Origin of the sequence: Enterobacter soli ATCC BAA-2102 (genome assembly GCF_001654845.1) — a bacterium.
Lineage (GTDB): Bacteria > Pseudomonadota > Gammaproteobacteria > Enterobacterales > Enterobacteriaceae > Enterobacter > Enterobacter soli.
The window spans coordinates 177,219-201,367 of record NZ_LXES01000046.1 but is presented as its reverse complement, the minus strand read 5'-3'; the positions used below and the strand labels follow the sequence as shown (position 1 = coordinate 201,367).

Here is a 24,149-nt window from a genome sequence, read left to right as displayed (position 1 = left end):
GCCGTGATGACTATTATTGAAACGGCATCTGCGCCGGCGGCGCAAGCGCAGGGCAAAATCCTGCTGGATGTGAAAGACCTCCGCGTAACCTTTAAAACGCCAGATGGCGATGTGACGGCGGTAAACGACCTCAATTTCAACCTGCGCGCAGGTGAAACCCTGGGGATCGTTGGCGAGTCGGGGTCGGGCAAGTCGCAGACGGCGTTTGCACTGATGGGGCTTCTGGCCCAAAACGGCCGCATTGGCGGCTCGGCAACCTTCAACGGTAAAGAGATCCTGAACCTGCCAGAGCAGGAGCTGAACAAGCTGCGTGCTGAACAGATCTCCATGATCTTCCAGGACCCGATGACGTCTCTGAACCCGTACATGCGTGTGGGTGAGCAGCTGATGGAAGTACTGATGCTGCATAAAGGCATGGGCAAAGCCGAAGCCTTTGAAGAGTCAGTGAAAATGCTGGATGCGGTGAAAATGCCTGAAGCCCGTAAGCGTATGCGCATGTTCCCGCACGAATTCTCAGGCGGGATGCGTCAGCGCGTTATGATTGCAATGGCGCTGCTTTGCCGTCCTAAGCTGCTGATTGCCGACGAACCTACCACCGCGCTGGACGTTACCGTACAGGCGCAGATCATGACGCTACTGAACGAGCTTAAGCGCGAGTTCAATACCGCTATTATCATGATTACCCACGACCTTGGCGTGGTTGCCGGTATCTGTGACAAAGTGCTGGTGATGTATGCCGGTCGTACGATGGAATACGGTAAAGCCCGTGACGTGTTCTATAACCCGGCACATCCTTATTCCATTGGCCTGCTGAATGCCGTTCCGCGTCTTGATGCGGAAGGGGAATCGCTGCTGACCATCCCGGGTAACCCGCCGAACTTACTGCGTCTGCCAAAAGGTTGCCCGTTCCAGCCTCGCTGTCCACATGCGATGGAAATCTGTAACAGTGCTCCGCCACTGGAAGAGTTTGCACCAGGCCGCCTGCGCGCCTGCTTTAAGTCGCACGAGGAGCTGGTATGAACGCATTAGACGAAAAAAGAAATGTGCTGCTCGAAATTGCCGATCTGAAAGTGCATTTCGACATCAAAGATGGCAAGCAGTGGTTCTGGCAACCGCCTAAAACCCTTAAGGCCGTAGACGGCGTGACGCTGCGTCTGTATGAAGGGGAAACCCTGGGCGTGGTGGGCGAATCTGGCTGCGGTAAGTCAACCTTTGCCCGAGCGATTATCGGCCTGGTGAAAGCCACTGGCGGTAAAGTCGCCTGGCTGGGGAAAGATCTGTTGGGTATGAAGCCCGACGAGTGGCGCGACGTGCGTAGCGATATTCAGATGATTTTCCAGGATCCGCTGGCATCACTGAACCCGCGTATGACCATTGGCGAAATCATTGCTGAGCCGCTGCGTACCTATCATCCAAAAATGCCGCGCCAGGAAGTTCGCGACCGCGTAAAAGCGATGATGATGAAAGTGGGTCTGCTGCCTAACCTCATCAACCGCTATCCGCATGAGTTCTCGGGCGGCCAGTGTCAGCGTATTGGTATTGCGCGTGCGCTGATCCTTGAGCCGAAGCTGATTATCTGTGATGAGCCAGTCTCTGCACTGGACGTGTCGATTCAGGCGCAGGTGGTTAACCTGTTGCAGAAATTGCAGCGCGAGATGGGGCTGTCCCTTATCTTCATCGCGCACGATCTGGCGGTGGTAAAACACATCTCTGACCGTGTTCTGGTGATGTATCTGGGCCATGCGGTTGAGCTTGGCACTTACGATGAGGTGTACCACAATCCGTTGCACCCTTATACGAAAGCGCTGATGTCGGCTGTGCCGGTTCCCGACCCGGATCTGGAAAAGAACAAAACTATCCAGCTTCTTGAGGGTGAACTGCCATCACCGATTAACCCGCCTTCAGGCTGTGTTTTCCGCACCCGCTGCCCGATGGCCGGGCCGGAATGCGCGCAAACGCGACCGGTACTGGAAGGCAGTTTCCGACATGCGGTTTCCTGCCTTAAAGTAGACCCGTTATAATCGCAAGGGCTGACATGATGTCAGCCCTTATTTTTTGCGAGGTTAATGTGTCGCGATTATCTATTTCTGCCCGTCAGCGGCTTTATCATTATTTGTTCGATCTTAAAACGCGTTCAGGCCGTCGATTCGAAGGGCTTTGCGGTTTATTTGCGCTGCTGAGCGTAATTATTATTTTTGTCGAATCAGGCGCCGGGACGCAGTACCACCTGACATTTGACGAATGGCACGTGTTTGTCTGGCTGGAGTTAATGGTGACTCTGGTCTTTACCTGCGAGTATTTACTGCGGGTTTTCTGCTGGCCGAATCCGGTAAAATATGTCTTCAGCTTCTGGGGATTTATCGATCTTGCGACGATCCTGCCGCTGTATGTGATGTGGCTGTGGCCTGAAATCAGCCTCGACTATGTTTTTGCCTGGCGCGCTATGCGAGCGATTCGGGTTTTGCGCATCCTCAAACTCTTGCGTTTTATGCCATCGCTACGGGTATTCTGGCAGGCGATAATAAGCGCACGTCATCAGCTGGCCCTTTTCTATTCATTTATCGCCATCGTGATGATCGTTTTTGGCGCGCTGATGTATTTAATCGAGGGGCCAAAATATGGATTTACTACACTGAATGCGTCTGTATATTGGGCCATTGTTACCGTCACGACGGTGGGGTACGGCGATATTACACCCCACACGCCACTCGGGCGCATCGTTGCATCGGTGCTGATTTTGATTGGTTATTCGGTGATTGCTATCCCGACAGGGCTGATTACCACCCACATGAGTTCTGCATTTCAGAAACGGCAATTTGAACGCCGGTGCCCGAATTGCCAGCAACGCGGCCATGAGAACAGCGCCCGGTATTGCAACCGGTGTGGTAACGAACTGCCGGACTAAATAAAAAAGGCTGCCATCGCAGCCTTTTTTATTATTCGCGCCAGAGAATATGGCACAGCTTGTGGTGTTTCTCGCGACACAGCAGCACGCGGGCGAAGATGTCGTTAATTTCACCACCATCTTCATCAGCAAGCCCAATTACCACTTCGGCGAAGAAGTCCGGGTTGAGGTCGAAATCCACGTGCTCGGCCCAGTCTTCTGCCGGGTCGAATAACTCGGCACCGCCGCGCTCTTCAAATTGCAGATTAAAGAGGATCACGTCTGCGGGATCGAGGTTATCAACCGCCAGTTCGAGAAAAATGTCATAGGCCTGCTCGAGCGTTTCGTCTTCGGTCAGGCGATTGTTCAGATCCATTTCCATGATGACTACCTGTTTAACATCGTTGGGCACGTTTTACAGCAACGGACTAAAGAAGTAAAACAGTCGTTCAGCAATTCTCTGCCATAGCGGGCGTTTCACCCACAGTCGGGCATCCAGCAGGCGGGAACGGGAAATATAGTCATCCTGAACGGCCGCCAGATCGCCGCCAAATCCGGCATCGTCAATCACCAGCGTAATTTCAAAGTTGAGCCACAGGCTGCGCATATCCAGATTAACGGTGCCGACCAGGCTTAATTCACCGTCGACCAGCACGCTTTTCGTGTGCAGAAGACCGCCTTCAAACTGATAGATTTTTACCCCTGCGGCCAGCAGTTCAGTAAAGAAGGCGCGGCTGGCCCAGCCCACCAGAACCGAGTCGTTTTTACGCGGCATAATAATGCTAACATCCACGCCTCGCTGCGCGGCGGTACATATGGCGTGCAGCAGGTCATCGCTCGGAACGAAGTAAGGTGTGGTCATTATCAGGTACTCACGGGCGGAATAGGCCGCAGTGAGCAGAGCCTGGTGGATAAGATCTTCCGGGAAACCCGGGCCAGAGGCGATGGTATGGATGGTGTGCCCGCTGGCCTCTTCAAACGGCATGATGTTGACGTCTGGCGGCGGCGGAAGAATTCGTTTCCCGGTTTCGATTTCCCAGTCGCAGGAGTAGACAACCCCCATGGAGGTGGCGATCGGGCCTTCCATACGTGCCATCAGGTCAACCCACTGTCCAACACCGGAATCCTGCTTGAAGAAGCGGGGATCAACCATGTTCATGCTGCCGGTGTAGGCAATATAGTTATCAATCAAGATCATTTTACGGTGCTGGCGCAGATCCATACGGCGCAGGAACACACGCAGGAGATTAACCTTCAGGGCCTCGACCACTTCGATACCCGCGTTACGCATCATCGCGGCCCACGGACTGCGGAAAAAAGCCACGCTGCCAGCGGAGTCCAGCATCAGCCGGCAGTGAATGCCACGACGGGCGGCCGCCATCAGTGATTCGGCAACCTGGTCTGCCATACCGCCGGGCTGCCAGATATAGAACACCATCTCGATATTATGGCGAGCCAGCTGGATATCACGAATGAGCGCCTGCATCACATCATCTGAAGTGGTCAACAGCTGAAGCTGGTTACCCTTTACGCCGGCGATCCCCTGACGGCGCTCGCACAGCTTAAACAGTGAAGAGGCAACGCTGCTGTTGTCCTCAGCAAAGATGTGTTTGCAGGCTTTAAGGTCGTTCAGCCATTTCGCCGTAGAGGGCCACATGGCGCGTGCACGTTCCGCCCGACGCTTACCAAGATGGAGTTCACCGAAGGACAGATAAGCAATAATCCCGACCAGAGGCAGGATATAGATAATCAAAAGCCAGGCCATGGCAGAGGGTACGGCTCTGCGCTTCATCAGGATGCGTAACGTCACCCCCGCGATGACCAGCCAGTATCCCAGAATGACCAGCCAACTCACCACGGTGTAGAAGGTTGTCATAAATAAAAAATCCTTTTGAAAGCGTATTGTTATGAGTGTACGCATCAGGTTTCATCTGGCAAATAAAAACGGCAGATAAAAGCGCTGGTTTGCCGCAGGGTTGGGTTTATAATGGCCTTTCTTTTAGAGAAAAAGTGTTAGAGAAAGAGTTGTAGACATGAAGCGCAGTAGAACAGAAGTAGGGCGCTGGCGCATGTTGCGACAGGTGAGTCGTCGTAAGGCTCGTTGGCTGGAAGCACAATCCCGCCGCAATATGCGTATACACGCCATCAGAAAATGTGGGTTAAGCAAACACCGTAACGCGTTACTGTTTGCATTCCAGGAACTCTGAAAACCACGAGGGCACCGTTAAGGTGCCCGATGTTTATATAAGGCTATTAATTTTCGCAGTCTCCCCAGACGTGATTCCGCGATATACTACCCCTGTTTAACTTTATGAAATAAAAGATGAATCCATACCTCTGGGTATTTATTGTGCTTTTTGCGCTGGATGCGCTCAGAGAAAATTTAGGGCTGTCGTCATTTTCCTCGCTGGCAGATTTTATATTTGCCTGGGTGTCACAGTGGTTTTACTAAGGGATCAAGGGATGAACGGAAAAGTTGTTGCTGCACTATTGAGCATTGCTGTGTTGAGCGGGTGTGCCAGTACCAAAACAGCGCCGGAACGACATGCGTATTATTTCGTCTCACATAAATCGAGTTTCACTGGCGGGAATTTTGCCTCCAGCGTGCCCGAGAATTATCGTCTGAACGTACCGCAGTTTCGCGAGATGTACGCCAGCGGCAAAGCCGACCGTGCGGCCGGACACACAGAGGCCGAGGCCAATGCGTATGCGCAAAGTCTTCGCGATCAGCTAAAGAAAAGTGCCGTGACAAAACAGTCTTTCTCGGGCAATGCGAATGACCAATGGTCTTCAGATATGGACCAGAAAGATGCCGTGCTGTTTGGTAACGAATTAGCTGCGACTTATCTTGATGGCTTTAACGGCGTACAATAGGTCAATTCACTGTTGGGAATAGCGCCGTTGCAGCGCTATTCCCTTTATTTTATAGCAAAAGGAGGGAGTTGTGTTTGCGGAGTTTGGTGTGCTTAATTTCTGGACCTATGTGGTAGGCGCATTTTTTATCGTCCTGGTTCCGGGGCCAAACACACTGTTTGTGCTGAAAACGGGTATTGGCCATGGCGTCAAAAAAGGATATCTGGCCGCGACCGGAGTCTTTATTGGTGATGCCGTTCTGATGTTTCTGGCATGGGCAGGGGTCGCTGCGTTAATTCAGACCACGCCTGTGTTATTTAATATTGTGCGTTATTTAGGCGCATTCTATTTGCTGTGGCTCGGCGGCAAAATGTTGTGGTCGGTTATCACCCGCAAGAACAATGCTCATGATACCGGTGCTGAACCCGCGAGTATGATCATGAAGCGTTCTCTGGTTTTAAGCCTGACGAACCCGAAAGCGATTCTGTTTTATGTGTCGTTCTTTGTGCAGTTCATTGATGTGCGTGCAGAAAACACAGGAACCTCTTTCCTGATCCTCGCCACCACGCTTGAGCTGATTAGCTTCACCTACATGAGTTTCCTGATTTTCTCGGGTGCGTTTGTCACGCGCTACCTGAAAACCAAGAAGAAACTGGCGAAGCTGGGAAATGGCCTGATAGGGCTGCTGTTTGTAGGATTTGCTGCGCGACTTGCGTCGCTGCACTGAGATGAGGCTCCTGAGGGAGCCTTTTTAATGTCAACCACATCACCCATCAAGTCCCACTAACTGCCCGGGCAAATCATCACACATCGCTTGTAACTCATTGAACAGTCGTGCCATATGGAAACCATCGCACACGGAATGGTGAATCTGAAGGGCGACAGGCAACAATACTTTTCCGTTTTGTTCGTAGTATTTTCCCAGCGTAAACATCGGGGCGAAAAAGTTTTTCATGTCAGCAACGGTGATATTAAAACTGGTAAAGGTTACCCAGGGGATCGCCGATACGAAAAATATGTTCTCCCGCGACTCTTCCTTTGGCCAGTACGCAAGGTTATCGCCATATCGTGCCATGTCTTCTGAATAAGCGTTCTGGAAGTGATGGATATTGCCATCGTAGTGGCTCCATAAAGACGAAAAAGTCTCCGTTTCATTATGGAAAATCGTATAGTTTGGATGTACTTCATTCCAGATAACTAACTCATTGTTTTTCATCGCCATACGGAACTCCGCATGCCTGTTTACGATTTTAGACAGGAGGAAAATCATCGTAGGGTAAAATTTCCACCCAGCTACTTTGATATTTTTTAGCAGAGAAGTAATGTCTATCAGCACCGTCTGGTTAATAGTACTTTGAGCAAAACCCTGAAATACCTCAAAATGTTCCTTCCTGGCCCAACGAGATAAATCAACAGGGGTATATTCCGGGATTATTTTTTTCATTTCTTACCCTTTGATTAGCAATAACAGATCAAATGTTAGCTTAAATTGTTTTTCATGGATGACGTTACCCTACAGGTCATGAGCCGTTTTGATCGTAAACGAGATGGCGAGATTAGCGCATCCTTATACAGGAAGGAAGTGGTGTTAACTATTTAATTTTTAAGATAATAAAAGTAGATTGCGTAATCTACAGGTGTTTGCCTGACAAGCGAATCTCGTAGATTTCCCAAGCCAGGCAGACGTCGAAAATTAGCGCCTGTGTGATGTTTTTCTTCACCCGCCGGAAAGCACGTCCTGCACAAGCCAGTCATGAAAAATTTTAACCTCACCGCGCATTACGGCGTGTTGCGGTGTGACGACGTAATACGACCATTTCAGCGGCCAGCGATGGGCAGAGTGCAACTGAACAAGCTGGCCGGTTTCAATCAGCTGTTTCACTAGCGCATGGCGGACAATCGCGACGCCGCGGCCACTCAGCGCTGATAAAATCACCGCCGAGGTTGAGTTAATGTGCAGGCCGCTTTCCTGTGCCGCAGGCGCATTGACGGCCTTCAGCACATCTTCCCAGGAGGGGAAGTCCGCGCCGGGGTGGGGCGTGTCGTCATGAATGAGTTTTTGTGTAGCAAGCCAGTCGCGACAGGTAACTTTTTCGGGGGGCACAAGGTGCGGACTGCACACGAGGATCGCCTCTTCATCCATCAGCCAGGTTTTGTCGACACCTTGCCAGTCTCCCAGACCACAGCGGACACCAATATCTGCCTCGCCGTGTGAGACATCCATCAGTTTCTCTGTCACGTTCAGACGCAGGTCGATGTGCTCATGGGTTTCCGAGAAACGATTTAAACGCTCCATGAGCCAGTTCATCACCAGCACCTGAGACGCCGTAATCACCACAACTGAACGTGCCCGGCGACCGCGCAGTTTGTTCAACCCCATTTCCAGTTTATCCAGCCCCTGCGTGATGTCCTGTAGTGCATCCCGGGCTTCATCAACCAACGTCAGGCGCTCTTTGCCACTGCGTGTACGGTGCAGAAGTGGGTGGCCGACCCAGTCCTCTAAGGAACGAACAAGCTGACCTACGGCGGCTGGCGTTACACCCATTTCCTGAGCTGCGCCGGTAAAGCTGCCATGACGCGCAGTTGCTTCAAAAGCATGTAGCCATTTCAGTCGGTTAAGGGAGCGCATGTATGATTCCTGGTAATCAGTTTTTCCCGTCAGTATACGTCACCGACAAAGATTTTCTTTCTTGCCAGGCAATTTCTTCTCAGTCGTCAGTATCGCGCTGTACTGGCATTCTTGCCTCACCCGATGAGAGCTGACGCGTCTCATCAATACCATTCAATTGATTTCAAAGAGGTGAGCGATGAACGCATCTTTTTCCGGTAAAAAACTGTTAGTTGTCGGCGGGACAAGCGGTATGGGGTTTGAAACTGCGAAGCGTGTTCTGCAAGGCGGTGGCAGCGTGGTGCTGGTGGGTAATCGCCAGGATAAAGCCGAGCAGGCCCGCCAGGCGCTTTCAACGGCGGGCAACGTTTCAATTATCGTGGCAGATCTGATGACCGAATCAGGTATGAAACACGTGGTTGATAAGCTCAACGCTGAGCATAAAGATATCAGCCTGTTGGTGAATGCTGCGGGTGTCTTCTTTCCGAAACCCTTTACCGAACATGAGCTGCCCGATTACGACATGTATATGAGTATCAACCGGGCCACCTTTTTCATCACCCGCGATGTTGTGCGCAATATGATCGATGTCGGTATTAAAGGCGCTGTGGTAAATATTGGCTCTATGTGGGCGCAGCAGGCTATCGGCGCGACGCCGTCATCGGCCTATTCTATGGCGAAGGCAGGGCTTCATGCGCTGACGAAAAACCTGGCGATTGAACTCGGTGGTAACGGTATTCGGGTTAACGCTGTCTCACCTGCGGTGGTACATACGCCAATTTATCAAGGATTTATCCCTAAGGACGATGTTAAAGCGGTGATGAACAGCTTCGACAGTTTCCATCCGATTGGTCGGGTAGGGACGCCAGAGGATGTCGCTGAAACCGTTACTTTCCTGCTCTCTGATAAAGCAGGCTGGGTGACCGGAGCCATCTGGGATGTCGATGGCGGTGTTATGGCAGGCCGAAACGCATAAATAAAAGGCTCCTTTTGGAGCCTTTGGTGCATCAGAACACTTTCTTAAACGGACGCACGGTAACTTTTGCGTAAACACCAGCGGCCACATACGGGTCAGCGTCAGCCCAGGCTTTGGCCACTTCCAGGGATTCGAACTCCGCAATAACGGTTGAACCGGTAAAACCTGCCGCGCCAGGATCGTTGCTGTCTACCGCGGGCATTGGGCCTGCGGTCAATAAGCGGCCTTCATCGTGTAACAGCTGTAAACGCGCCAGATGGGCAGGGCGTACAGAAAGGCGTTTTTCCAGGGAATCAGCTACATCTTCTGCATAAATCACATAAAGCACGGCGGAACTCCTTAACCAGTAAAAGTGGCAATTACGTTATGTGAAAGCACAATTGACTGCAATGTAAAGATAACGACAATGTTAAAACCCTGATCTGAATGCGCCTTTTTTGGCCTCTTATGCGCTTAAATCGCGCGAAGATAAAGTGTCTTATTGAATATGATTGCTATTTGCATTTAAAATCAGGGTCTGGTTTTTTAACTCTGATGATTATGACTTCGATGACCCTAGATTTACCTCGCCGCTTTCCCTGGCCGACGTTGCTTTCTGTCGTTATTCACGGTGCTGTTGTGGCGGGTCTGCTCTACACCTCGGTTCATCAGGTTATTGAAATGCCAGCGCCCGCGCAGCCTATTTCTGTGACCATGGTAACGCCAGCGGAGCTTGAGCCGCAGGTCGTTACGCCGCCGCCACAACCGGTTGCTGAGCCGGAACCCGAGCCAGAGCCAGAAGTTGTCCCGGAGCCGCCGAAAGAAGCGCCGGTGGTGATCCACAAGCCTGAGCCGAAACCTAAACCCAAGCCGAAGCCAAAGCCGGTGAAAAAGGTTGAAGAGCGTCCAAAACGTGAAGAGCGCCCTGTTGAGACGCGTACCACGCAGCCGGTTGAAAACGCTGCACCAACGCGTGCCGTGGCCAACAACACGCCAGCGGTAGCAAAACCAACGCCAGCCGCGCCAGCAGGCCCGCGCGCATTGAGCCGTAACCAGCCGCAGTATCCGCAGCGTGCCTGGGCATTGCGTATTGAAGGGCGTGTTCGCGTGAAGTTTGACGTTACGCCAGATGGCCGCCTTGATAACATCGAAGTCTTATCTGCGCAGCCTTCAAACATGTTCGAACGTGAAGTGAAAACCGCCATGCGTCAGTGGCGTTACGAACCGGGTAAACCGGGCAGCGGATTGATTGTGAATATTGTGTTCCGCCTGAACGGCGGGGCGAAAATGGAATAAAAAAAGCCTCCGTATCGGAGGCTTTTTTTTGACTGGCATTAAATTGCAGGTAGCTGACGGGGTTTCCCCTGGCTATCTACTGCCACATAAATAAACAGCGCTTCGGTCGCTTTATAACGCTGACCGATAGGCTCGGAAGAGACTTTTTTCACCCACACTTCAATGTTGATCGAAATTGAGCTGTTCCCGCGCTTCACGCAGCGCGCATAACAGCAGACGACATCACCCACGGCAACCGGGCGCAGGAACGTCATTCCGTCAACCCGAACGGTCACCACGCGCCCGTGAGCAATCTCTTTTGCCAGGATCGCGCCGCCCATGTCCATTTGCGCCATCAACCATCCACCAAAAATATCGCCATTGGCATTGGTGTCGGCGGGCATTGCCAGTGTGCGTAATACCATTTCGCCCTGAGGGGCGTCATTTGTTGTCATTGTTTTAACTCGTAACTGAAGACTTCAGGCGGGATGCTACTATGATTTTCGGCTGGTGAGAATAGACCAGAACGCCCGTGGGGTGAGCGTTCTGGTAAAAACTGTCAGTGCTTATCGTCCTGCGGCATGTGGCGGTAAATATAAACGCCGCTTAAAAGCGTAAAAATTAGCGTCAGGGCGGTCAGGCCGAAGACTTTGAAGTTGACCCAGATATTCTGTGGCAGCCAGAAGGCGATGTAGATATTGGCCAGGCCACAAAGGATGAAGAATACCGCCCAGGCGATATTCAGTCGTGACCACACTTCCTGCGGGAGCGTCAGCTCTTTACCCAACATACGCTGGATCAACGGCTTTTTCATGACCCACTGGCTGATCAGCAGCGCGCCGGCAAACAGGGCATAAATGACTGTAACCTTCCATTTAATAAACTCATCGTTATGGAAGAACAGGGTTAACCCGCCAAACACGGCGACCAGAACGAACGTGATCAACGCCATTTTCTCAACTTTGCGATAACGCACCCAGCTGTAGATAAGCACGATAGCGGTCGCGACGATCAGCGCCGTTGTGGCGGCATAAATGTCGTAGAGCTTATAAAACGCGAAAAATACGACAAGGGGTAAAAAATCAAGAAACTGCTTCATTCTATGATTCCATCTTCTTCGTTGAGCCGGGTACAGCGACATACCCGGCCATCAGGATTACTGACGAATTAACATATACAGGCGGAACAGGTAGACCAGCAATACCGCTGATATCAGGTTGCTCAGCGTATTCGCCACTACCGCGCCAACGTTTGGCGTGAGTACGGCAAAGTTTGGTGCAAACAGCAGCAGAAGCGTTTTGGCCAGCAACCAGCCGATTACCGCTGGAGCCACCAGGCGCATATTAGACCATGCCAGTTTTATGCTGCTGCGCATAGCGACAAATATTCCCATTTTATCCTGCACAACCATCACCGGTGCGAAGGAAAGAACAATCGCCAGAAGTACGCCAGGCACAACAACCAGCATAATGCCAATCTGAACCAGCATCGTGGTTAAAAAGATAAGGATGAACAGCTTCGGTAAAACGGGTGCGCTGGCGCCGATAGCGCGCAGGGCGCTAACACGCTGTCCCGCAGACACCAGCTGGATCATCAGCAGAACCCCGCCGGCCAGAACGGCGTTGCCAATCAGGCCGGAGAAAGTTGATGCCGCAGATGCCCGCAGCAGGATTTGCTGCTGTTCGGGAGTCATGTTTTGCACCAGCTCAAATAAGCCCACGCTGCCTGCAAGATTGTCACCCTGACTCAGGCTGGCAATCTGGTCATCACTGGGTGAAAACGCATGGCCAAGCACCACCGTGATAAATGCGCATAGCAACGCTATCAGTAAAAAGGTAATGAACTGATTGCGGAAAAAATTCCCCGTGTCACGGTAGACAGACTTCGCCGTGATAGACATGCACTCTCCTTGAGTATTGCAGGTGTTAATTAGCCGGCAATTGTACACCGGATAAGACTGCGGTGGCAGCATCAAGCCTTGTATGGAAAAGCATATCTTTGTAAAGCGGAGGTAATCCGTAGCGTGCCTTCGCCCGATTACAGGCCTCTTTGACCTTCCCATCCTCCCTCGACATTGAACTTTCCCGGCAGGGTGTCGGCACACCTGCACATTAGAACGCATCAAATAAATGGTGAGACAGCTAAATTATCCAGCCGCTGAAAAGAGAGCAAGAGGGGGAAAGCAGAATATGTTGTCACTGAGAAATGGCAAAAATTGACTTAGAAACGCGTTGCCCCTTTCTGAATAGTTATGAAAAATTAACTCAGATCAATGAATGTTAAATTACTGGTTTTTATGTGATCTGTGTTAGATCACTTATTACTCATTTGTGAGTATATTCTGCTCCGAATTAAAACCACAACGATGGAGCGGATATGAAAAAATTAGCGGTGGCAGCCCTTATCTTAAGCAGTATCTCTGGCGGCGCGTACGCGCATGAAGCAGGCGAATTCTTTATTCGCGCAGGTTCGGCAACGGTTCGACCAACGGAAGGTTCCGATAATGTATTGGGTAAACTGGGTGGGTTTAACGTCAGTAACAACACCCAGTTGGGCCTGACGTTTACCTATATGGCGACCGACAATATCGGGGTAGAACTGTTAGCCGCAACGCCATTCCGTCATCACGTTGGCACCGGGCCTACCGGTAATATCGCCACAGTTAACCTGTTGCCGCCAACCTTAATGGCGCAATGGTATTTTGGCGACTCCAGTAGCAAGGTGCGCCCTTACATTGGCGCGGGCGTAAACTACACAACGTTCTTTAATGAGAAATTTAACGATACCGGTAAAGATGCGGGCCTTTCCGATCTCAGCCTGAAAGATTCCTGGGGTGTGGCGGGGCAGGCCGGGCTGGATTACCTGATTAACCGTGACTGGCTGATCAATATGTCCGTCTGGTATATGGATATCGATACGGACGTGCGCTTTAAAGCGGGCGGCGAACAGCAGAGCGTTAGCACCCGTCTGGATCCGTGGGTCTTTATGTTCTCGGCGGGTTATCGTTTCTGAGTATCACAACCACCTGCCTGGCAGGTGGTTGATTTACGCTTTGCAGTACAGCACTTCATCGAACAACCAGCACCGGACAGGTGGCGTGACGCACAACAACCGCCGCATTTGACCCTAAAAGGTAGGTCGAAATATCTGGGCGATGAGAAGCAATGATAATCAAATCGGCGCTGATGGAATCCGCCAGTTTCAGTATCTGATCTTTAGGTGAGCCAGAAATGGCATGGGTATGCACTTTGTCTGCGGGCAAGTTGAACTGTTTAACCACCTCATCCAGCTTCGCTAACGCGTGCTGCTGTATCTCCGCCAGTTTCGGCGTTTCAATCGAATAAGCCAGCCCCAGTGACGAGTAATAAGGTAAAGAAGGGATAACCGTCAGAAAATGCACGCTGGCGTTGTCGATTGCTGCGTTCGCCTGAACATAGGGGATCACCTGATGAGTCAGGCGGCTTTCGGAAATATCAATAGGCACCAAAATAGAATGGAACATACCGCACCTCCTGTTTGTTTTTCGTCCGCTTTAAGTTTAGCCCCGGTGAAACATCACCGGCGAGATTAGCGCGCAAAATGGGAGCCAGGGCGTTTTTCAGGTGATGACTGGAACAGGTCAGTGCGCCCCTGAACGGGGCGCGACGGGATTATTTCTGAATCAGATAGCGAATGGTTGGCCCATCCTGCTGGATATCCAGCACCGTATAGCCGTGGTTTCTGGCATCCAGAGGGATGTTGTTAATGGATTGCGGACAATCGCTCACCACTTCCAGAATTTCTCCCTTCTTAAGCTGAGGCAGGGCCTCAAGCGTGGCGACCGCCGGATAAGGGCAAGGCTCGCCCACCATATCCAGGCGGTAGTCAGGCACAATGTCTTTCATGCGATATTCTCCTGGGTTTGAGTTTTAGTGGCCGTACGGCGAAAGAAGCGCTTTTCCTGGGCGACAACCAGCAGAAATGCAATCAGCAGCAGGGCGTAGGTCACCAGCAGACCGCCGAGCGGGCCGAAGGTATTCAGCAGGTTAACCTTGTCCCAGTTGGTTGCCAGAACCGGGGATAAATCATCCCAGAAGTACGCCAACACCGTAGAGCCAATCACGTTGCCCAGCCCAACCCACCAGTAATGCACCTGACCTTCTACCGCACGATACATCCAGCCCGTTTCACATCCACCGGCCAGCACAATCCCGAAACCAAACAGTAAACCGCCAATCACCGCATTGGGGCCAGCCCACATGATTTTCGGTTCAACGCCGAGTTGAACGTAGCTGAAAATACCGATCGCACTGACCGCCATCCCGGCAATAATGGCTTTTGCCATCATCGTACGGCCGGTTATCCACATATCGCGAAACGCAGAGGTAAAGCAGATCTGCGCACGCTCTATCAGTAAGCCAAAGCCAACGCCGAACAGCATTGCCAGGCCCAGTTTCGGCTGGTTTAGCGCAGTGCATAGCGCCCAGGCCAGCATGGCGAAAAAGACCAGCATCCCGAGTCGAAAGCGACGGCGCGCCTGTTCGGGTTTTTGCGTCAGCGGCGAGGCGGCACTGACTTTGGTCATTTTCACCGGAATGCGGAAGAAGGGCAGTAGCGTAAAGCGTGCGCCAAAATACGAACCAATGGCCGTTGCCACGGCAAAGAACCAGGCGTGAAGTGAAAACTGTGGAATACCGGTAAAGAAAGCGGCCAGGTTACAGCCCATCGCCAGGCGCGCGCCAAAGCCGGCGATAATACCGCCCGCGACGGCCTGCATAATGCGGATCCGGCTTTTCGGCATTCGTAGCTTCACGTTGTTTGCCCACAGCGCAGCGGCAAAACAGCCCCCGAACATGCCGATAATCATCATCCCGTCGATACGGGTCAGGGGCGTGCCGTCCAGATGAATCAGCTTAAAATAGCCCCACTCTTCGGTATGCACGCCTGCAAGCTGTAATAATTGCCCACCCCAACGGGTAAACTCACCCGTTACTGCCCAGAAGGTGCCGGTGATCCCGAAATAGTAGGTAGAAAGAATGCCCGCGGCGATAACCGCCGGAACCGGTGACCAGAACTTAACCAGGTAAGTCTGTTTGAAATGATGCCATGTCATGACTATGCCTCTGAACTCAGAAGGTGTATGTGAATTTAACGGGCTGGAATATAGAGCTTTTGCGCTTTCTCAAAAACCTCTCCCAACCATTTCTCCAGAATACCTGACTTTTTAATGACCTCAGTCATCAAAAGTTCATGCTCAGTAGGAAAGCGATATACAAAAATTAAATGTTTACGAACAGCTTTGATACATCCAGCCCAATGGGGCGTTTGTTACGATGTTGCCGTGTGGACTTTGTAAAAGAGTTTTCCGGTGGGTGGAAAATAACAGTTTACAGGCAGGCGTATCATTAAATGACTGCCTGCTGGTATTGAAAACTATCAGGTTAAGACTAAGCCTCAAGCCACATATCAGCTTCTTCAAACATCTCCTGCACAACCCGGCTTATCTGTTCCTTCTCATGCTTGCTTGCATCAGTGTTGATCGCTGGCAGTGTCATCATCGGTTTAACTCGAACTTCTGCATCCGGGAAAACGCGGCCAATCCGCTTTGTTAACTCATCCAGAATGATGTTTTTTGCACCTGGCAGGCCTTCGAAATTGCGTTTGTCATAAACGAGCTCTACGAACATTACCTTTCCTTAGATTGTGAAATTAGTCTTAGCTTGATCTTTGGTTTTAAAAATACAACTGTATATGCATACAGTCAATGGGTGGGTGAGGGTGTAACTCATGTCACGTCCATACGAGATAAGGGCTGTATTCGTTGAGGCCATACAACTCAATCAGGCTATTGCAATGTCAGCACTGACAGCTTCATTGCCAGACGGCGGTAACAAGACCACTGACGACAGCGAAAACCGCTACTGGATCCTTCGTAACATGGGGTGGGTAGTCTGATGTGATTATGTCAAAGCTAAGTTTAAATTTCCGGGATAGGGAAAAGCTGAAATGTCCGCTCTGTGCTGCGAGTTCCATGGGTCGATGCAACGCTATCCTTAATCAAGGGCAACGTCATGTGCACTTTTTGGATATTGCAAGGTACAGCAGATAGATTACGCCAACCGGTATGGCCACGACGAAAATCAGCATGAAGTAGAATGCGTACAACCCGTTCTTCATCGGCGTTTCAGTATAGAAACCTGTAGTCCACTGTTCGCGTGTTGAATATTTCAGGGCAATCCGTTCAATCGCTTTTTTTGCAAAGGGGAAAATCAACCCACTTAGCATAGCGAGTACCATAAATATCTTCATTGTGGTTGTTTGAAGTTCATCATGCCAGCCAAAGGCGATAATCCCGAACACGACCAAACCCCAACATAAGTTACCCAGATAGTATTTAAGTGTCATGCTTACCTTATAAATCTAAACAGCCCTGTTGAAATTTCGCCTGTTCTCCGCTTTCCCGCGTCTCACAATCATAGCCTGAATGCAAAAGAGAAGCTTAAACATCCGCCTGGTGGCCGCAGTTTCAACGCGTGCGTTTGCTCAGCAGCATAACTTTGGTGCTGGGCGCAACGTTGTCACGGCCAATCTATAGATAAGATCAATGACAAAGACTTCTCTGAACCGTCATAAAAGCGTTTTATAATATCGGGTTTGCTGGCTTTTTATTGAGGACTCTATGAACCAACAGGCTGTTCTTTTTCTGGCGATTGCCATTGTGATGGAAGTCATTGCCACCACGGCGCTCAAGCTTTCGGATAGCTTTACGCGTCTGTTACCGAGCGTGGTGGCCATTCTGGGGTACTGCATTGCCTTCTGGTGCCTGACCATCCCGATGAAAAGCATTCCTACGGGGATTATCTACGCTATCTGGTCTGGGGTGGGTATCGTCATGATCGGCGCGGTTGGCTGGCTGTTTCTGGGGCAAAAACTGGATTTCCCGGCCATGCTGGGGATGTTGATGATTATCGGTGGGGTGGTGGTCATTAATCTCTTTTCGAAAAGCGTGGCCCACTAAGGGATACCCGTCTGGCAGAGAGCCAGACGGGCGATACCGATTACGCTTTACGTGTAGCGGCTTTCATCGCGGTCACGAAGGCTTTCAGTTCGGCCAGCATCTGCTCTGGCTTATCAACGTTCTTCTCGATGATTTTCACAATTGCGGAGCCTGAAATCGCCCCGGCAGCCTGGGCGTCAATCGCCGCAGTAACCTGCTCTGGCGAGGAGATACCAAAGCCTTGCAGCGGAGGCGCTGCGTGGTATTGCGCCAGTTTTTCCACCAGATGATGCAGTGGCAGCGCCGCTTTGTTCTCGGCGCCTGTCACACCCGCACGGGAAAGCAGGTAGGTGTAACCACGGCCGTAAGAGGCAATCTGGCGCAGCAGTTCGTCATCGGCATTTGGCGGGCAGATGAAAATCGGCGCAACGTTATGACGCATCGCTGCCTGGCGGAACGGGGCAGACTCTTCAATCGGCACATCCGCAACCAGTACGGAATCAACGCCCACGCGGGCACATTCGGCATAGAACTCATCAATACCGCGGTTAAACACCAGGTTGGCATACATCAGCAGGCCAATCGGGATGGTCGGGTGTTTCTGACGAATGGCTGCCAGCATCTCGAAACACTGGGTTGGCGTTACGCCAGCCGCAAAGGCGCGCAGGGTCGCATTCTGAATGGTTGGACCATCTGCCAGCGGGTCTGAGAACGGGATACCCAGCTCCAGCGCATCGGCACCGGCTTCAACCAGGGTATCGATGATTTTCAGCGACTGCTCCGGGCCAGGATCGCCAAGGGTGACGAAGGGAACGAACGCGCCTTCCTTGCGGGCTTTCAGTTGTGCAAATGCGTTATCGTAGCGTTCCATCAGATTTCCCCTCGTGCTTTCAGAATATCGTGAACGGTGAAGATATCTTTGTCACCGCGACCGGAAAGGTTAACCACCAACAGCTGCTCTTTTTCCGGGTTTTCTTTCATCATTTTCAGCGCGTGTGCCAGCGCATGAGAGGACTCCAGCGCCGGGATGATCCCTTCGTGGCGACACAATGTTTTAAATGCTTCCAGCGCTTCGTCATCGGTAATAGAGACATAATCCGCACGACCGATACTGTTCAGATAAGCGTGCTGTGGCCCAACTGACGGGAAATCAAGGCCCGCAGAGATAGAGTAAGACTCTTCAATCTGGCCCTCATCCGTTTGCATCATCGGGGATTTCATACCGAAGTAGATCCCAACGCGGCCATGCTTGAGCGGTGCGCCGTGTTCACCGGTTTCGATACCGTGACCGGCAGGTTCAACGCCAATCAGCCCTACGCTGGTATCGTCGATGAAATCTGCAAACATCCCAATGGCGTTAGAGCCACCGCCCACGCAGGCGATTACCGCATCAGGCAGGCGCCCCTCTTTGTCGAGGATCTGAGCTTTGGTCTCTTCGCCAATCATGCGCTGGAATTCACGTACGATAGTCGGGAACGGATGCGGACCTGCCGCGGTGCCCAGCATATAGTGCGCGGTGTCATAGCTGCCAGACCAGTCGCGCAGCGCTTCGTTACAGGCATCTTTCAGCGTGGCCGAGCCGCTGTGTACCGGGATCACTTCAGCACCCATCAGACGCATACGGAACACGTTCGGCGACTGGCGTTCAACGTCTTTCGCACCCATGTAGATACGGCATTTCAGGCCGAGCAGGGCGCTGGCAAGTGCCGACGCCACACCGTGTTGACCCGCGCCGGTTTCGGCGATGATTTCGGTTTTGCCCATGCGCTTGGCGAGCAGCGCCTGACCCAACACCTGGTTGGTTTTGTGCGCGCCACCGTGCAGTAAATCTTCACGCTTAAGGTACAGCGTGGTTTTTGTGCCTTCGGTCAGGTTACGGCACTTGGTCAGCGCGGTCGGGCGGCCAGCGTAGTTTTTCAGCAGGTCGGTAAATTCAGCCTGAAATGCCGGATCCTTTTGTGCGCTTACGAACGCTTCTTCCAGCTGGCGCAGCGCAGGCATTAGGATTTGCGGTACGTACATACCACCGAACTCACCAAAATAAGGGTTTAGTAATGTCGTCATCTTCTCTTCCTTAATATGCACGCAGAGTTTTAAACACCGAGGCCAGCTTGCTGGCATCTTTGATACCCGGTTGGGACTCTACGCCTGAATTGAAATCGAGGCCGGCACAGCCGGTTTTCGCCGCTTCTACACAGTTATCCGGGCTTAGCCCGCCTGCCAGCAGCACGTTGTCCAGCACTTCACCATTCAGCAATGACCAGTCAAAACGCTGGCCGGTGCCGCCCTGGCCGTTGTCGAGTACGTATTTATCAACATGATTCAGATTACGCGCGGGCAGGGTGTCGCCAACGCTCTGGGCTTTCCAGATTTGCACCTGTGGTGCCAGAACTTGACGCAGGGCGTCGATATACGCCTGATCTTCGCTGCCGTGCAACTGGACTGCGCTAAGCGATAAGGTTTCGGCTTTCGCGGCAACATCAGCAATATCCGCGTTACGGAACACGCCCACGTAGCTAAGTGGTGCTGCCGCGATAATTCCACGTGCCCGCTCGACGGTAACGGCCCGAGGGGAGGTATCGACGAAGATCAGCCCGCCGTAAATCGCACCGGCTTCACAGGCCGCCTGTGCATCCTGTTCACGGGTTAAGCCGCAGACCTTGTTTTCCCCAAGCAGCACGCGGCGCACGGCGGCGTTGAGATCGTCATATGCCATCATGGCGGAGCCAATCAGGAAGCCGTTGGCAAAATGGCTCAGCTCGCGCACCTGGGCATAAGTGTTAATGCCGGATTCGCTGATAACCGTCACGCCGGAACCAAGGCGCGGCGCAAGCTGGCGCGTACGGTTGAGGTCAATGGACAGGTCACGCAGGTCGCGGTTGTTAATGCCAACCACTTTGGCTTTCAGCGCAATGGCGCGTTCCAACTCTTCTTCGTTGCTCACTTCGGTCAGCACGCCCATGTTCAGGCTATGTGCCACGGCAGAGAGCTGGCGATACTGTTCGTCATCAAGCACGGAGAGCATCAGCAGGCAGGCATCGGCCTGGTAAAACCGTGCCAGCCAGATTTGGTACGGGTCGATAATAAAGTCTTTGCACAGGATCGGCTGCGGCGCGATGCCGCTGACAATCGGCAGAAAATCAAAACTGCCCTGGAAATATTTCTCATCTGTCAGCACGGAGATGGCTGACGCATGATGTTTGTAGACGCCTGCAATGCGCGCAGGATCAAAATCATCACGGATAACGCCTTTTGACGGAGAAGCTTTTTTACACTCCAGGATAAACGCGGTGCGCGCACCCTGAAGGGCATCGTAAAAACGGCGGCTGCTTGGTACGACATCATTCTGAAAACTGGCAAGCGGCTGCTGTTGTTTGCGTGCTTCTACCCAGATGGCCTTATCGGCAACAATTTTCGCTAAAACGGTCTGCATTCTTTACCCTCTCGCCGCAAGTGCGGTAACGCGATCGTATGCTGCACCAGAGCGCAGTACGTCCAGAACTTTTTGTGCGTTGACCTTCAGGTCTTCTTCACCGTGTAAACGCATCAGCATGGCAACGTTTGCGGCAACGGCAGCCTCATGAGCGGACTCACCTTTACCTTGTAGTAAGCGCGTCAGAATGTCACGGTTTTCTTCCGGTGTGCCGCCTGCCAGCGCTTCCTGGCGATAGGGCACTAATCCAAAGTCTTCGGCTTCAAGCTGGTAGCTATGGATTTCGCCCTCGCGCAGCTCTGCAACCAGCGTTGGTGCATGAAGAGACACTTCATCCATACCGCCGCTGTGTACGACTGCGGCACGCTGATAACCCAGTACACGTAAGGTTTCGGCAATCGGCAGTACCAGTTCCGGGCTGTAAACGCCAATCAGCGCCAGCGGCGGATGCGCCGGGTTAATCAGTGGGCCCAGCACGTTAAACAGGGTGCGGGTTTTCAGCTGCTGTCGAACCGGCATCGCATGGCGGAAACCGGTGTGGTATTTCGGGGCAAACAGGAAACAGACACCCAAATCGTCCAGAGCTTCACGCGAGCGTTCTGCCTTCATGTCCAGGTTGATGCCAAAGGCCGCCAGTAAATCAGACGACCCCGAACGGCTGGATACGCTGCGGTTACCGTGTTTCGCCACTTTCATCCCACAGGCTGCCGCCACAAATGCGCTGGCCGTGGAGATATTGATGCTGTTGCTGCCGTCACCGCCGGTGCCGACGATATCGGCAAACGGATAATCAGGGCGCGGAAACGGTGCGGCGTTTTCCAGCAGTGCGGTTGCTGCGCCGGCTATCTCCTGCGGGCTTTCGCCGCGGACTTTCATGCTGACCAGCGCTGCTGCCAGCTGTTCAGGTTTCAGTTCACCGCGAACTACAGCGGAGAAGAGCTGGTGGCTTTCCTGCTGGCTCAGCGTCTGCGCCTGGTACAGTTTTTCCAGAATCGGCTGGAGCGTATTGGTTTGCTCCAGTTTCTGTAACGCCCAGTCGAGGGTCTGTTCCAGCAGACGCGCGCCGTTAGAGGTCAGAATAGATTCCGGGTGGAACTGTAGGCCGCAAACGCGATCGGCATCGTGGCGCACCGCCATCACCATGCCTTCGAACGAGGCGTTAATCGTCAGCCCCGCCGGGATATTGCTGCCAACCAGCGAGTGATAACGCGCAACCGGCAGTGGGTTTGGCAACCCGGCAAACATCGCCTGGCCGTCATGTTCAATGCTGGAGGCTTTACCGTGCAGAATTTCACCGGCCTGGCCGACATAGCCGCCGTAAGCTTCAACGATCGCCTGATGACCAAGGCAGATACCGATGATCGGCAGCTTACCGCGCATCCGGGTCAGCAGCTCTGGCATACAGCCCGCTTCGCTTGGTGCGCCAGGCCCAGGGGAGAGCATCAGCACCGGGTTTTGCATAGTGCCCAGACGCTCAATCAGGGTCTGCGCCGGAACATGGTTACGGTAAATAACAACGTTGTGGCCATTCGCACGCAGCTGATCTGCCAGGTTGTAAGTAAAGGAGTCGATATTATCGAGCAGCAGAATGTCAGCCATCAGAAAATCTCCTGTGCATGGTGTGCGGTAGCAATGGCGCGCAATACCGCGCGAGCTTTACTGCGAGTTTCGTCAGCTTCAGACTGCGGAACAGAATCCAGAACGATACCCGCACCCGCCTGGACGGTGGCAATGCCATCTTCCACATACGCAGAGCGGATAACGATGCAGGTATCGAGATCGCCGTGGGCGGTGAAATACCCCACCGCACCGCCGTAACTGCCGCGACGACGGCCTTCGGCTTCGGCGATAAGCTGCATGGCGCGCACTTTTGGCGCACCGCTCAGGGTACCCATGTTCATGCAGGCACGGTAGGCGTGAAGCACGTCCAGGTCGCTGCGCAGTTCACCGACCACGCGGGACACCAGGTGCATCACAAATGAATAACGGTCGACTTTGGTGAGGTCAGCGACGTAGCGGCTGCCTGGGGTACAAATTCGCGCAAGGTCGTTGCGCGCCAGGTCTACCAGCATCAGATGCTCGGACAGCTCTTTATGGTCGGTGCGCATTTCCAGCTCAATACGGCTGTCGAGATCGCGGTCAAGCGAGCCATCGGCACGGCGGCCACGCGGGCGTGTCCCGGCAATCGGGTAGATCTCAATCTGGCGGCTGGTGGCATCGTATTTCAGTGAGCTTTCCGGAGAGGCGCCAAACAGGGTGAAATCATTGTCCTGCATAAAGAACATGTACGGGCTCGGGTTGCTCTTTTTCAGCACATCGTAGGCGGCCAGCGGTGACGGGCAAGGCAGCGAGAAACGACGGGACGGAACAACCTGGAAAATTTCACCCGCGCGAATCGCTTTTTGCATTTGGCGCACGACGGCACCGTACTGATCGTCAGTCTGATTAACATCGCATTGCATTTTTTCCACGCGCTGAACCGGCAGCACAGGGGGCTCTTCAGTTAATTGCTGTTGAAGTTGCGCGATGCGGTGATCAAGACGTTTCTTTTCCGATGCTGACGGCGTGAACAGGCTTGCCTGGATGCGGGTGTATTTTTTCTGATGGTCGATCACCAGCAAGGTTTCGGCCAGATAGAAGCAGTAGTCCGGACAGCGGTTGCCTTGTTCGGTTTCCGGTAAATCTTCAAAACCTGCGACCAGGTCATATGCAAACAGCCCGCCAAAGAACATGGCTTCACGTTCATCTTCAGGCACGGAAACCAGATTTTGCAGCAGACGGAAGGCATCGAACACGGACAGGGAGCACAGGCGGGCGTCTTCATCCAGCAGCTGACTGACCGGCGGGAAATGCAGCACACGCATTTCCGGGTGATGTTCATTCTCGATGCCAGCAGGCAGCGCGGCATCCAGCAGCGGCAGCAGGGATGCACCGTTGTCAGATAACGCTTTGATTGTGACGGTGTCACCTAACGCGGTAATGCGCAGCGCACTGTCGACCAGCAACAGGCTTTTGAGATCGTCTTTGCTGTCGATATCCGCTGATTCCAGCAGCAGGGTGGCCGGACGCGCACCGCACACCTGATGAAACAGCGCGGTAGGGTTATGGCGATAGGCCGCCTCGCAGGTCAGCAGTTCGAGGTGTGGTTTGGCTGTTTGCATGATG

General features: G+C 52.6%; 29 protein-coding genes and 1 pseudogene. 11 read left to right on the top strand and 19 right to left on the bottom strand.

Annotation, left to right across the window (positions count from 1 at the left end; all coding sequences use genetic code 11):
* The first annotated feature begins 6 nt into the window (after positions 1-6).
* Genes oppD through M987_RS17970 form a run of 3 tightly spaced genes read left to right on the top strand, consistent with a single transcriptional unit; the run spans position 7 to position 2,905 of the window.
* The gene (oppD, locus tag M987_RS17980) at positions 7-1,020 is read left to right on the top strand and encodes an ABC transporter ATP-binding protein (protein WP_014070537.1); all 1,014 of its coding nucleotides are present in this window, start codon (positions 7-9) and stop codon (positions 1,018-1,020) included.
* Positions 1,017-2,021, top strand: coding sequence for a murein tripeptide/oligopeptide ABC transporter ATP-binding protein OppF (oppF, locus tag M987_RS17975; RefSeq protein ID WP_014070536.1), 1,005 nt, complete (start codon positions 1,017-1,019; stop codon positions 2,019-2,021). Before oppD ends, oppF begins: the two co-directional genes overlap by 4 nt.
* A gap of 14 nt (positions 2,022-2,035) precedes the next feature.
* The gene (locus tag M987_RS17970) at positions 2,036-2,905 is read left to right on the top strand and encodes an ion transporter (RefSeq protein WP_014070535.1); all 870 of its coding nucleotides are present in this window, start codon (positions 2,036-2,038) and stop codon (positions 2,903-2,905) included.
* Positions 2,906-2,936: 31 nt separating this feature from the next.
* Here the strand turns inward: M987_RS17970 and M987_RS17965 are convergent, their stop codons facing one another.
* Both M987_RS17965 and cls read right to left on the bottom strand, forming a co-directional pair.
* Entirely contained in the window at positions 2,937-3,266 is a 330-nt protein-coding gene (locus M987_RS17965) for an HI1450 family dsDNA-mimic protein (protein ID WP_014070534.1), read from the bottom strand.
* 33 nt (positions 3,267-3,299) lie between these two features.
* Positions 3,300-4,760 carry a cardiolipin synthase gene (gene cls / locus M987_RS17960; RefSeq protein WP_014070533.1) on the bottom strand — a complete coding sequence of 487 codons (1,461 nt, stop codon included), beginning with the start codon at positions 4,758-4,760 and terminating at the stop codon, positions 3,300-3,302.
* A gap of 157 nt (positions 4,761-4,917) precedes the next feature.
* Here cls and M987_RS24740 point away from each other — a divergent pair, with 157 nt between their 5' ends.
* The 4 genes from M987_RS24740 (at position 4,918) to leuE (ending at position 6,464) form a co-directional block, all read left to right on the top strand.
* Positions 4,918-5,091 carry a YciY family protein gene (locus tag M987_RS24740; RefSeq protein ID WP_014070532.1) on the top strand — a complete coding sequence of 58 codons (174 nt, stop codon included), beginning with the start codon at positions 4,918-4,920 and terminating at the stop codon, positions 5,089-5,091.
* A gap of 116 nt (positions 5,092-5,207) precedes the next feature.
* Positions 5,208-5,336 (top strand): KPN_01571 family protein, encoded by a 129-nt coding sequence (locus tag M987_RS25315; protein WP_210434728.1) that lies wholly within the window; start codon positions 5,208-5,210, stop codon positions 5,334-5,336.
* Between the two features lie 11 nt (positions 5,337-5,347).
* Complete coding sequence (locus M987_RS17955; protein WP_014070531.1) at positions 5,348-5,758, top strand: Exc2 family lipoprotein; 411 nt, start codon at positions 5,348-5,350, stop codon at positions 5,756-5,758.
* Positions 5,759-5,828: 70 nt separating this feature from the next.
* The gene (leuE, locus tag M987_RS17950; protein WP_014070530.1) at positions 5,829-6,464 is read left to right on the top strand and encodes a leucine efflux protein LeuE; all 636 of its coding nucleotides are present in this window, start codon (positions 5,829-5,831) and stop codon (positions 6,462-6,464) included.
* A 39-nt stretch (positions 6,465-6,503) separates the two neighbouring features.
* On the opposite strand, the gene catA is transcribed toward leuE, so the two are convergent.
* On the bottom strand, positions 6,504-7,181 hold the full coding sequence (catA, locus tag M987_RS17945) for a type A chloramphenicol O-acetyltransferase (protein WP_014070529.1): 678 nt from the start codon (positions 7,179-7,181) through the stop codon (positions 6,504-6,506).
* A gap of 273 nt (positions 7,182-7,454) precedes the next feature.
* Positions 7,455-8,366 carry a LysR substrate-binding domain-containing protein gene (locus tag M987_RS17940; RefSeq protein WP_014070528.1) on the bottom strand — a complete coding sequence of 304 codons (912 nt, stop codon included), beginning with the start codon at positions 8,364-8,366 and terminating at the stop codon, positions 7,455-7,457.
* Between the two features lie 178 nt (positions 8,367-8,544).
* On the opposite strand from M987_RS17940, the gene M987_RS17935 reads away from it, so the two are divergent.
* Positions 8,545-9,321: an SDR family NAD(P)-dependent oxidoreductase gene (locus M987_RS17935; RefSeq protein ID WP_014070527.1), complete on the top strand. Its 777-nt coding sequence runs from the start codon at positions 8,545-8,547 to the stop codon at positions 9,319-9,321.
* Between the two features lie 31 nt (positions 9,322-9,352).
* Here M987_RS17935 and M987_RS17930 read toward each other — a convergent pair whose 3' ends face one another.
* Entirely contained in the window at positions 9,353-9,649 is a 297-nt protein-coding gene (locus M987_RS17930; protein WP_014070526.1) for a YciI family protein, read from the bottom strand.
* A gap of 221 nt (positions 9,650-9,870) precedes the next feature.
* Between M987_RS17930 and tonB the strand changes: the two genes are divergently transcribed.
* Positions 9,871-10,596, top strand: coding sequence for a TonB system transport protein TonB (gene tonB, locus M987_RS17925; protein ID WP_041162235.1), 726 nt, complete (start codon positions 9,871-9,873; stop codon positions 10,594-10,596).
* Positions 10,597-10,634: 38 nt separating this feature from the next.
* Here tonB and yciA read toward each other — a convergent pair whose 3' ends face one another.
* The 4 genes and pseudogenes from yciA to M987_RS17905 form a co-directional block, all read right to left on the bottom strand.
* Positions 10,635-11,030 carry an acyl-CoA thioester hydrolase YciA gene (gene yciA / locus M987_RS17920; RefSeq protein WP_014070524.1) on the bottom strand — a complete coding sequence of 132 codons (396 nt, stop codon included), beginning with the start codon at positions 11,028-11,030 and terminating at the stop codon, positions 10,635-10,637.
* A 104-nt stretch (positions 11,031-11,134) separates the two neighbouring features.
* Positions 11,135-11,674, bottom strand: coding sequence for a septation protein A (locus M987_RS17915; RefSeq protein WP_014070523.1), 540 nt, complete (start codon positions 11,672-11,674; stop codon positions 11,135-11,137).
* 57 nt (positions 11,675-11,731) lie between these two features.
* A complete protein-coding gene (locus tag M987_RS17910; protein WP_014070522.1) occupies positions 11,732-12,475 on the bottom strand; it encodes a YciC family protein in 744 nt (247 codons plus the stop codon).
* 25 nt (positions 12,476-12,500) lie between these two features.
* Positions 12,501-12,674: pseudogene (locus tag M987_RS17905) on the bottom strand (YkgJ family cysteine cluster protein); the annotation flags it as partial.
* Positions 12,675-12,951: 277 nt separating this feature from the next.
* Between M987_RS17905 and ompW the strand changes: the two are divergent.
* Positions 12,952-13,587 carry an outer membrane protein OmpW gene (gene ompW, locus M987_RS17900; protein WP_014070521.1) on the top strand — a complete coding sequence of 212 codons (636 nt, stop codon included), beginning with the start codon at positions 12,952-12,954 and terminating at the stop codon, positions 13,585-13,587.
* Between the two features lie 55 nt (positions 13,588-13,642).
* Here ompW and uspF read toward each other — a convergent pair whose 3' ends face one another.
* The 5 genes from uspF to M987_RS17875 all read right to left on the bottom strand — a co-directional run bounded on the left by uspF (position 13,643) and on the right by M987_RS17875 (position 16,959).
* Positions 13,643-14,077, bottom strand: coding sequence for a universal stress protein UspF (gene uspF / locus M987_RS17895; RefSeq protein ID WP_014070520.1), 435 nt, complete (start codon positions 14,075-14,077; stop codon positions 13,643-13,645).
* A gap of 148 nt (positions 14,078-14,225) precedes the next feature.
* Positions 14,226-14,459: a sulfurtransferase-like selenium metabolism protein YedF gene (gene yedF / locus M987_RS17890; protein WP_014070519.1), complete on the bottom strand. Its 234-nt coding sequence runs from the start codon at positions 14,457-14,459 to the stop codon at positions 14,226-14,228.
* Positions 14,456-15,667 (bottom strand): selenium metabolism membrane protein YedE/FdhT, encoded by a 1,212-nt coding sequence (gene yedE, locus M987_RS17885; protein WP_014070518.1) that lies wholly within the window; start codon positions 15,665-15,667, stop codon positions 14,456-14,458. The genes yedF and yedE overlap by 4 nt, the downstream gene beginning before the upstream one ends.
* Positions 15,668-16,001: 334 nt before the next feature.
* A complete protein-coding gene (locus M987_RS17880) occupies positions 16,002-16,241 on the bottom strand; it encodes a DinI family protein (protein WP_014070517.1) in 240 nt (79 codons plus the stop codon).
* Between the two features lie 382 nt (positions 16,242-16,623).
* A complete protein-coding gene (locus tag M987_RS17875) occupies positions 16,624-16,959 on the bottom strand; it encodes a colicin E1 family microcin immunity protein (protein WP_014070515.1) in 336 nt (111 codons plus the stop codon).
* Positions 16,960-17,233: 274 nt separating this feature from the next.
* Between M987_RS17875 and M987_RS17870 the strand changes: the two genes are divergently transcribed.
* Positions 17,234-17,572 (top strand): SMR family transporter, encoded by a 339-nt coding sequence (locus tag M987_RS17870; protein ID WP_014070514.1) that lies wholly within the window; start codon positions 17,234-17,236, stop codon positions 17,570-17,572.
* A gap of 40 nt (positions 17,573-17,612) precedes the next feature.
* On the opposite strand, the gene trpA is transcribed toward M987_RS17870, so the two are convergent.
* The 5 genes from trpA to M987_RS24520 are packed head-to-tail and all read right to left on the bottom strand — an operon-like array spanning position 17,613 to position 24,145.
* The gene (trpA, locus tag M987_RS17865) at positions 17,613-18,422 is read right to left on the bottom strand and encodes a tryptophan synthase subunit alpha (protein WP_014070513.1); all 810 of its coding nucleotides are present in this window, start codon (positions 18,420-18,422) and stop codon (positions 17,613-17,615) included.
* Positions 18,422-19,615 (bottom strand): tryptophan synthase subunit beta, encoded by a 1,194-nt coding sequence (trpB, locus tag M987_RS17860; protein WP_014070512.1) that lies wholly within the window; start codon positions 19,613-19,615, stop codon positions 18,422-18,424. The genes trpA and trpB overlap by 1 nt, the downstream gene beginning before the upstream one ends.
* Before the next feature lie 10 nt (positions 19,616-19,625).
* On the bottom strand, positions 19,626-20,984 hold the full coding sequence (gene trpCF / locus M987_RS17855; RefSeq protein ID WP_014070511.1) for a bifunctional indole-3-glycerol-phosphate synthase TrpC/phosphoribosylanthranilate isomerase TrpF: 1,359 nt from the start codon (positions 20,982-20,984) through the stop codon (positions 19,626-19,628).
* A gap of 3 nt (positions 20,985-20,987) precedes the next feature.
* On the bottom strand, positions 20,988-22,583 hold the full coding sequence (gene trpD, locus M987_RS17850; protein WP_014070510.1) for a bifunctional anthranilate synthase glutamate amidotransferase component TrpG/anthranilate phosphoribosyltransferase TrpD: 1,596 nt from the start codon (positions 22,581-22,583) through the stop codon (positions 20,988-20,990).
* A complete protein-coding gene (locus tag M987_RS24520; RefSeq protein ID WP_014070509.1) occupies positions 22,583-24,145 on the bottom strand; it encodes an anthranilate synthase component 1 in 1,563 nt (520 codons plus the stop codon). Before M987_RS24520 ends, trpD begins: the two co-directional genes overlap by 1 nt.
* Positions 24,146-24,149 lie beyond the last annotated feature (4 nt).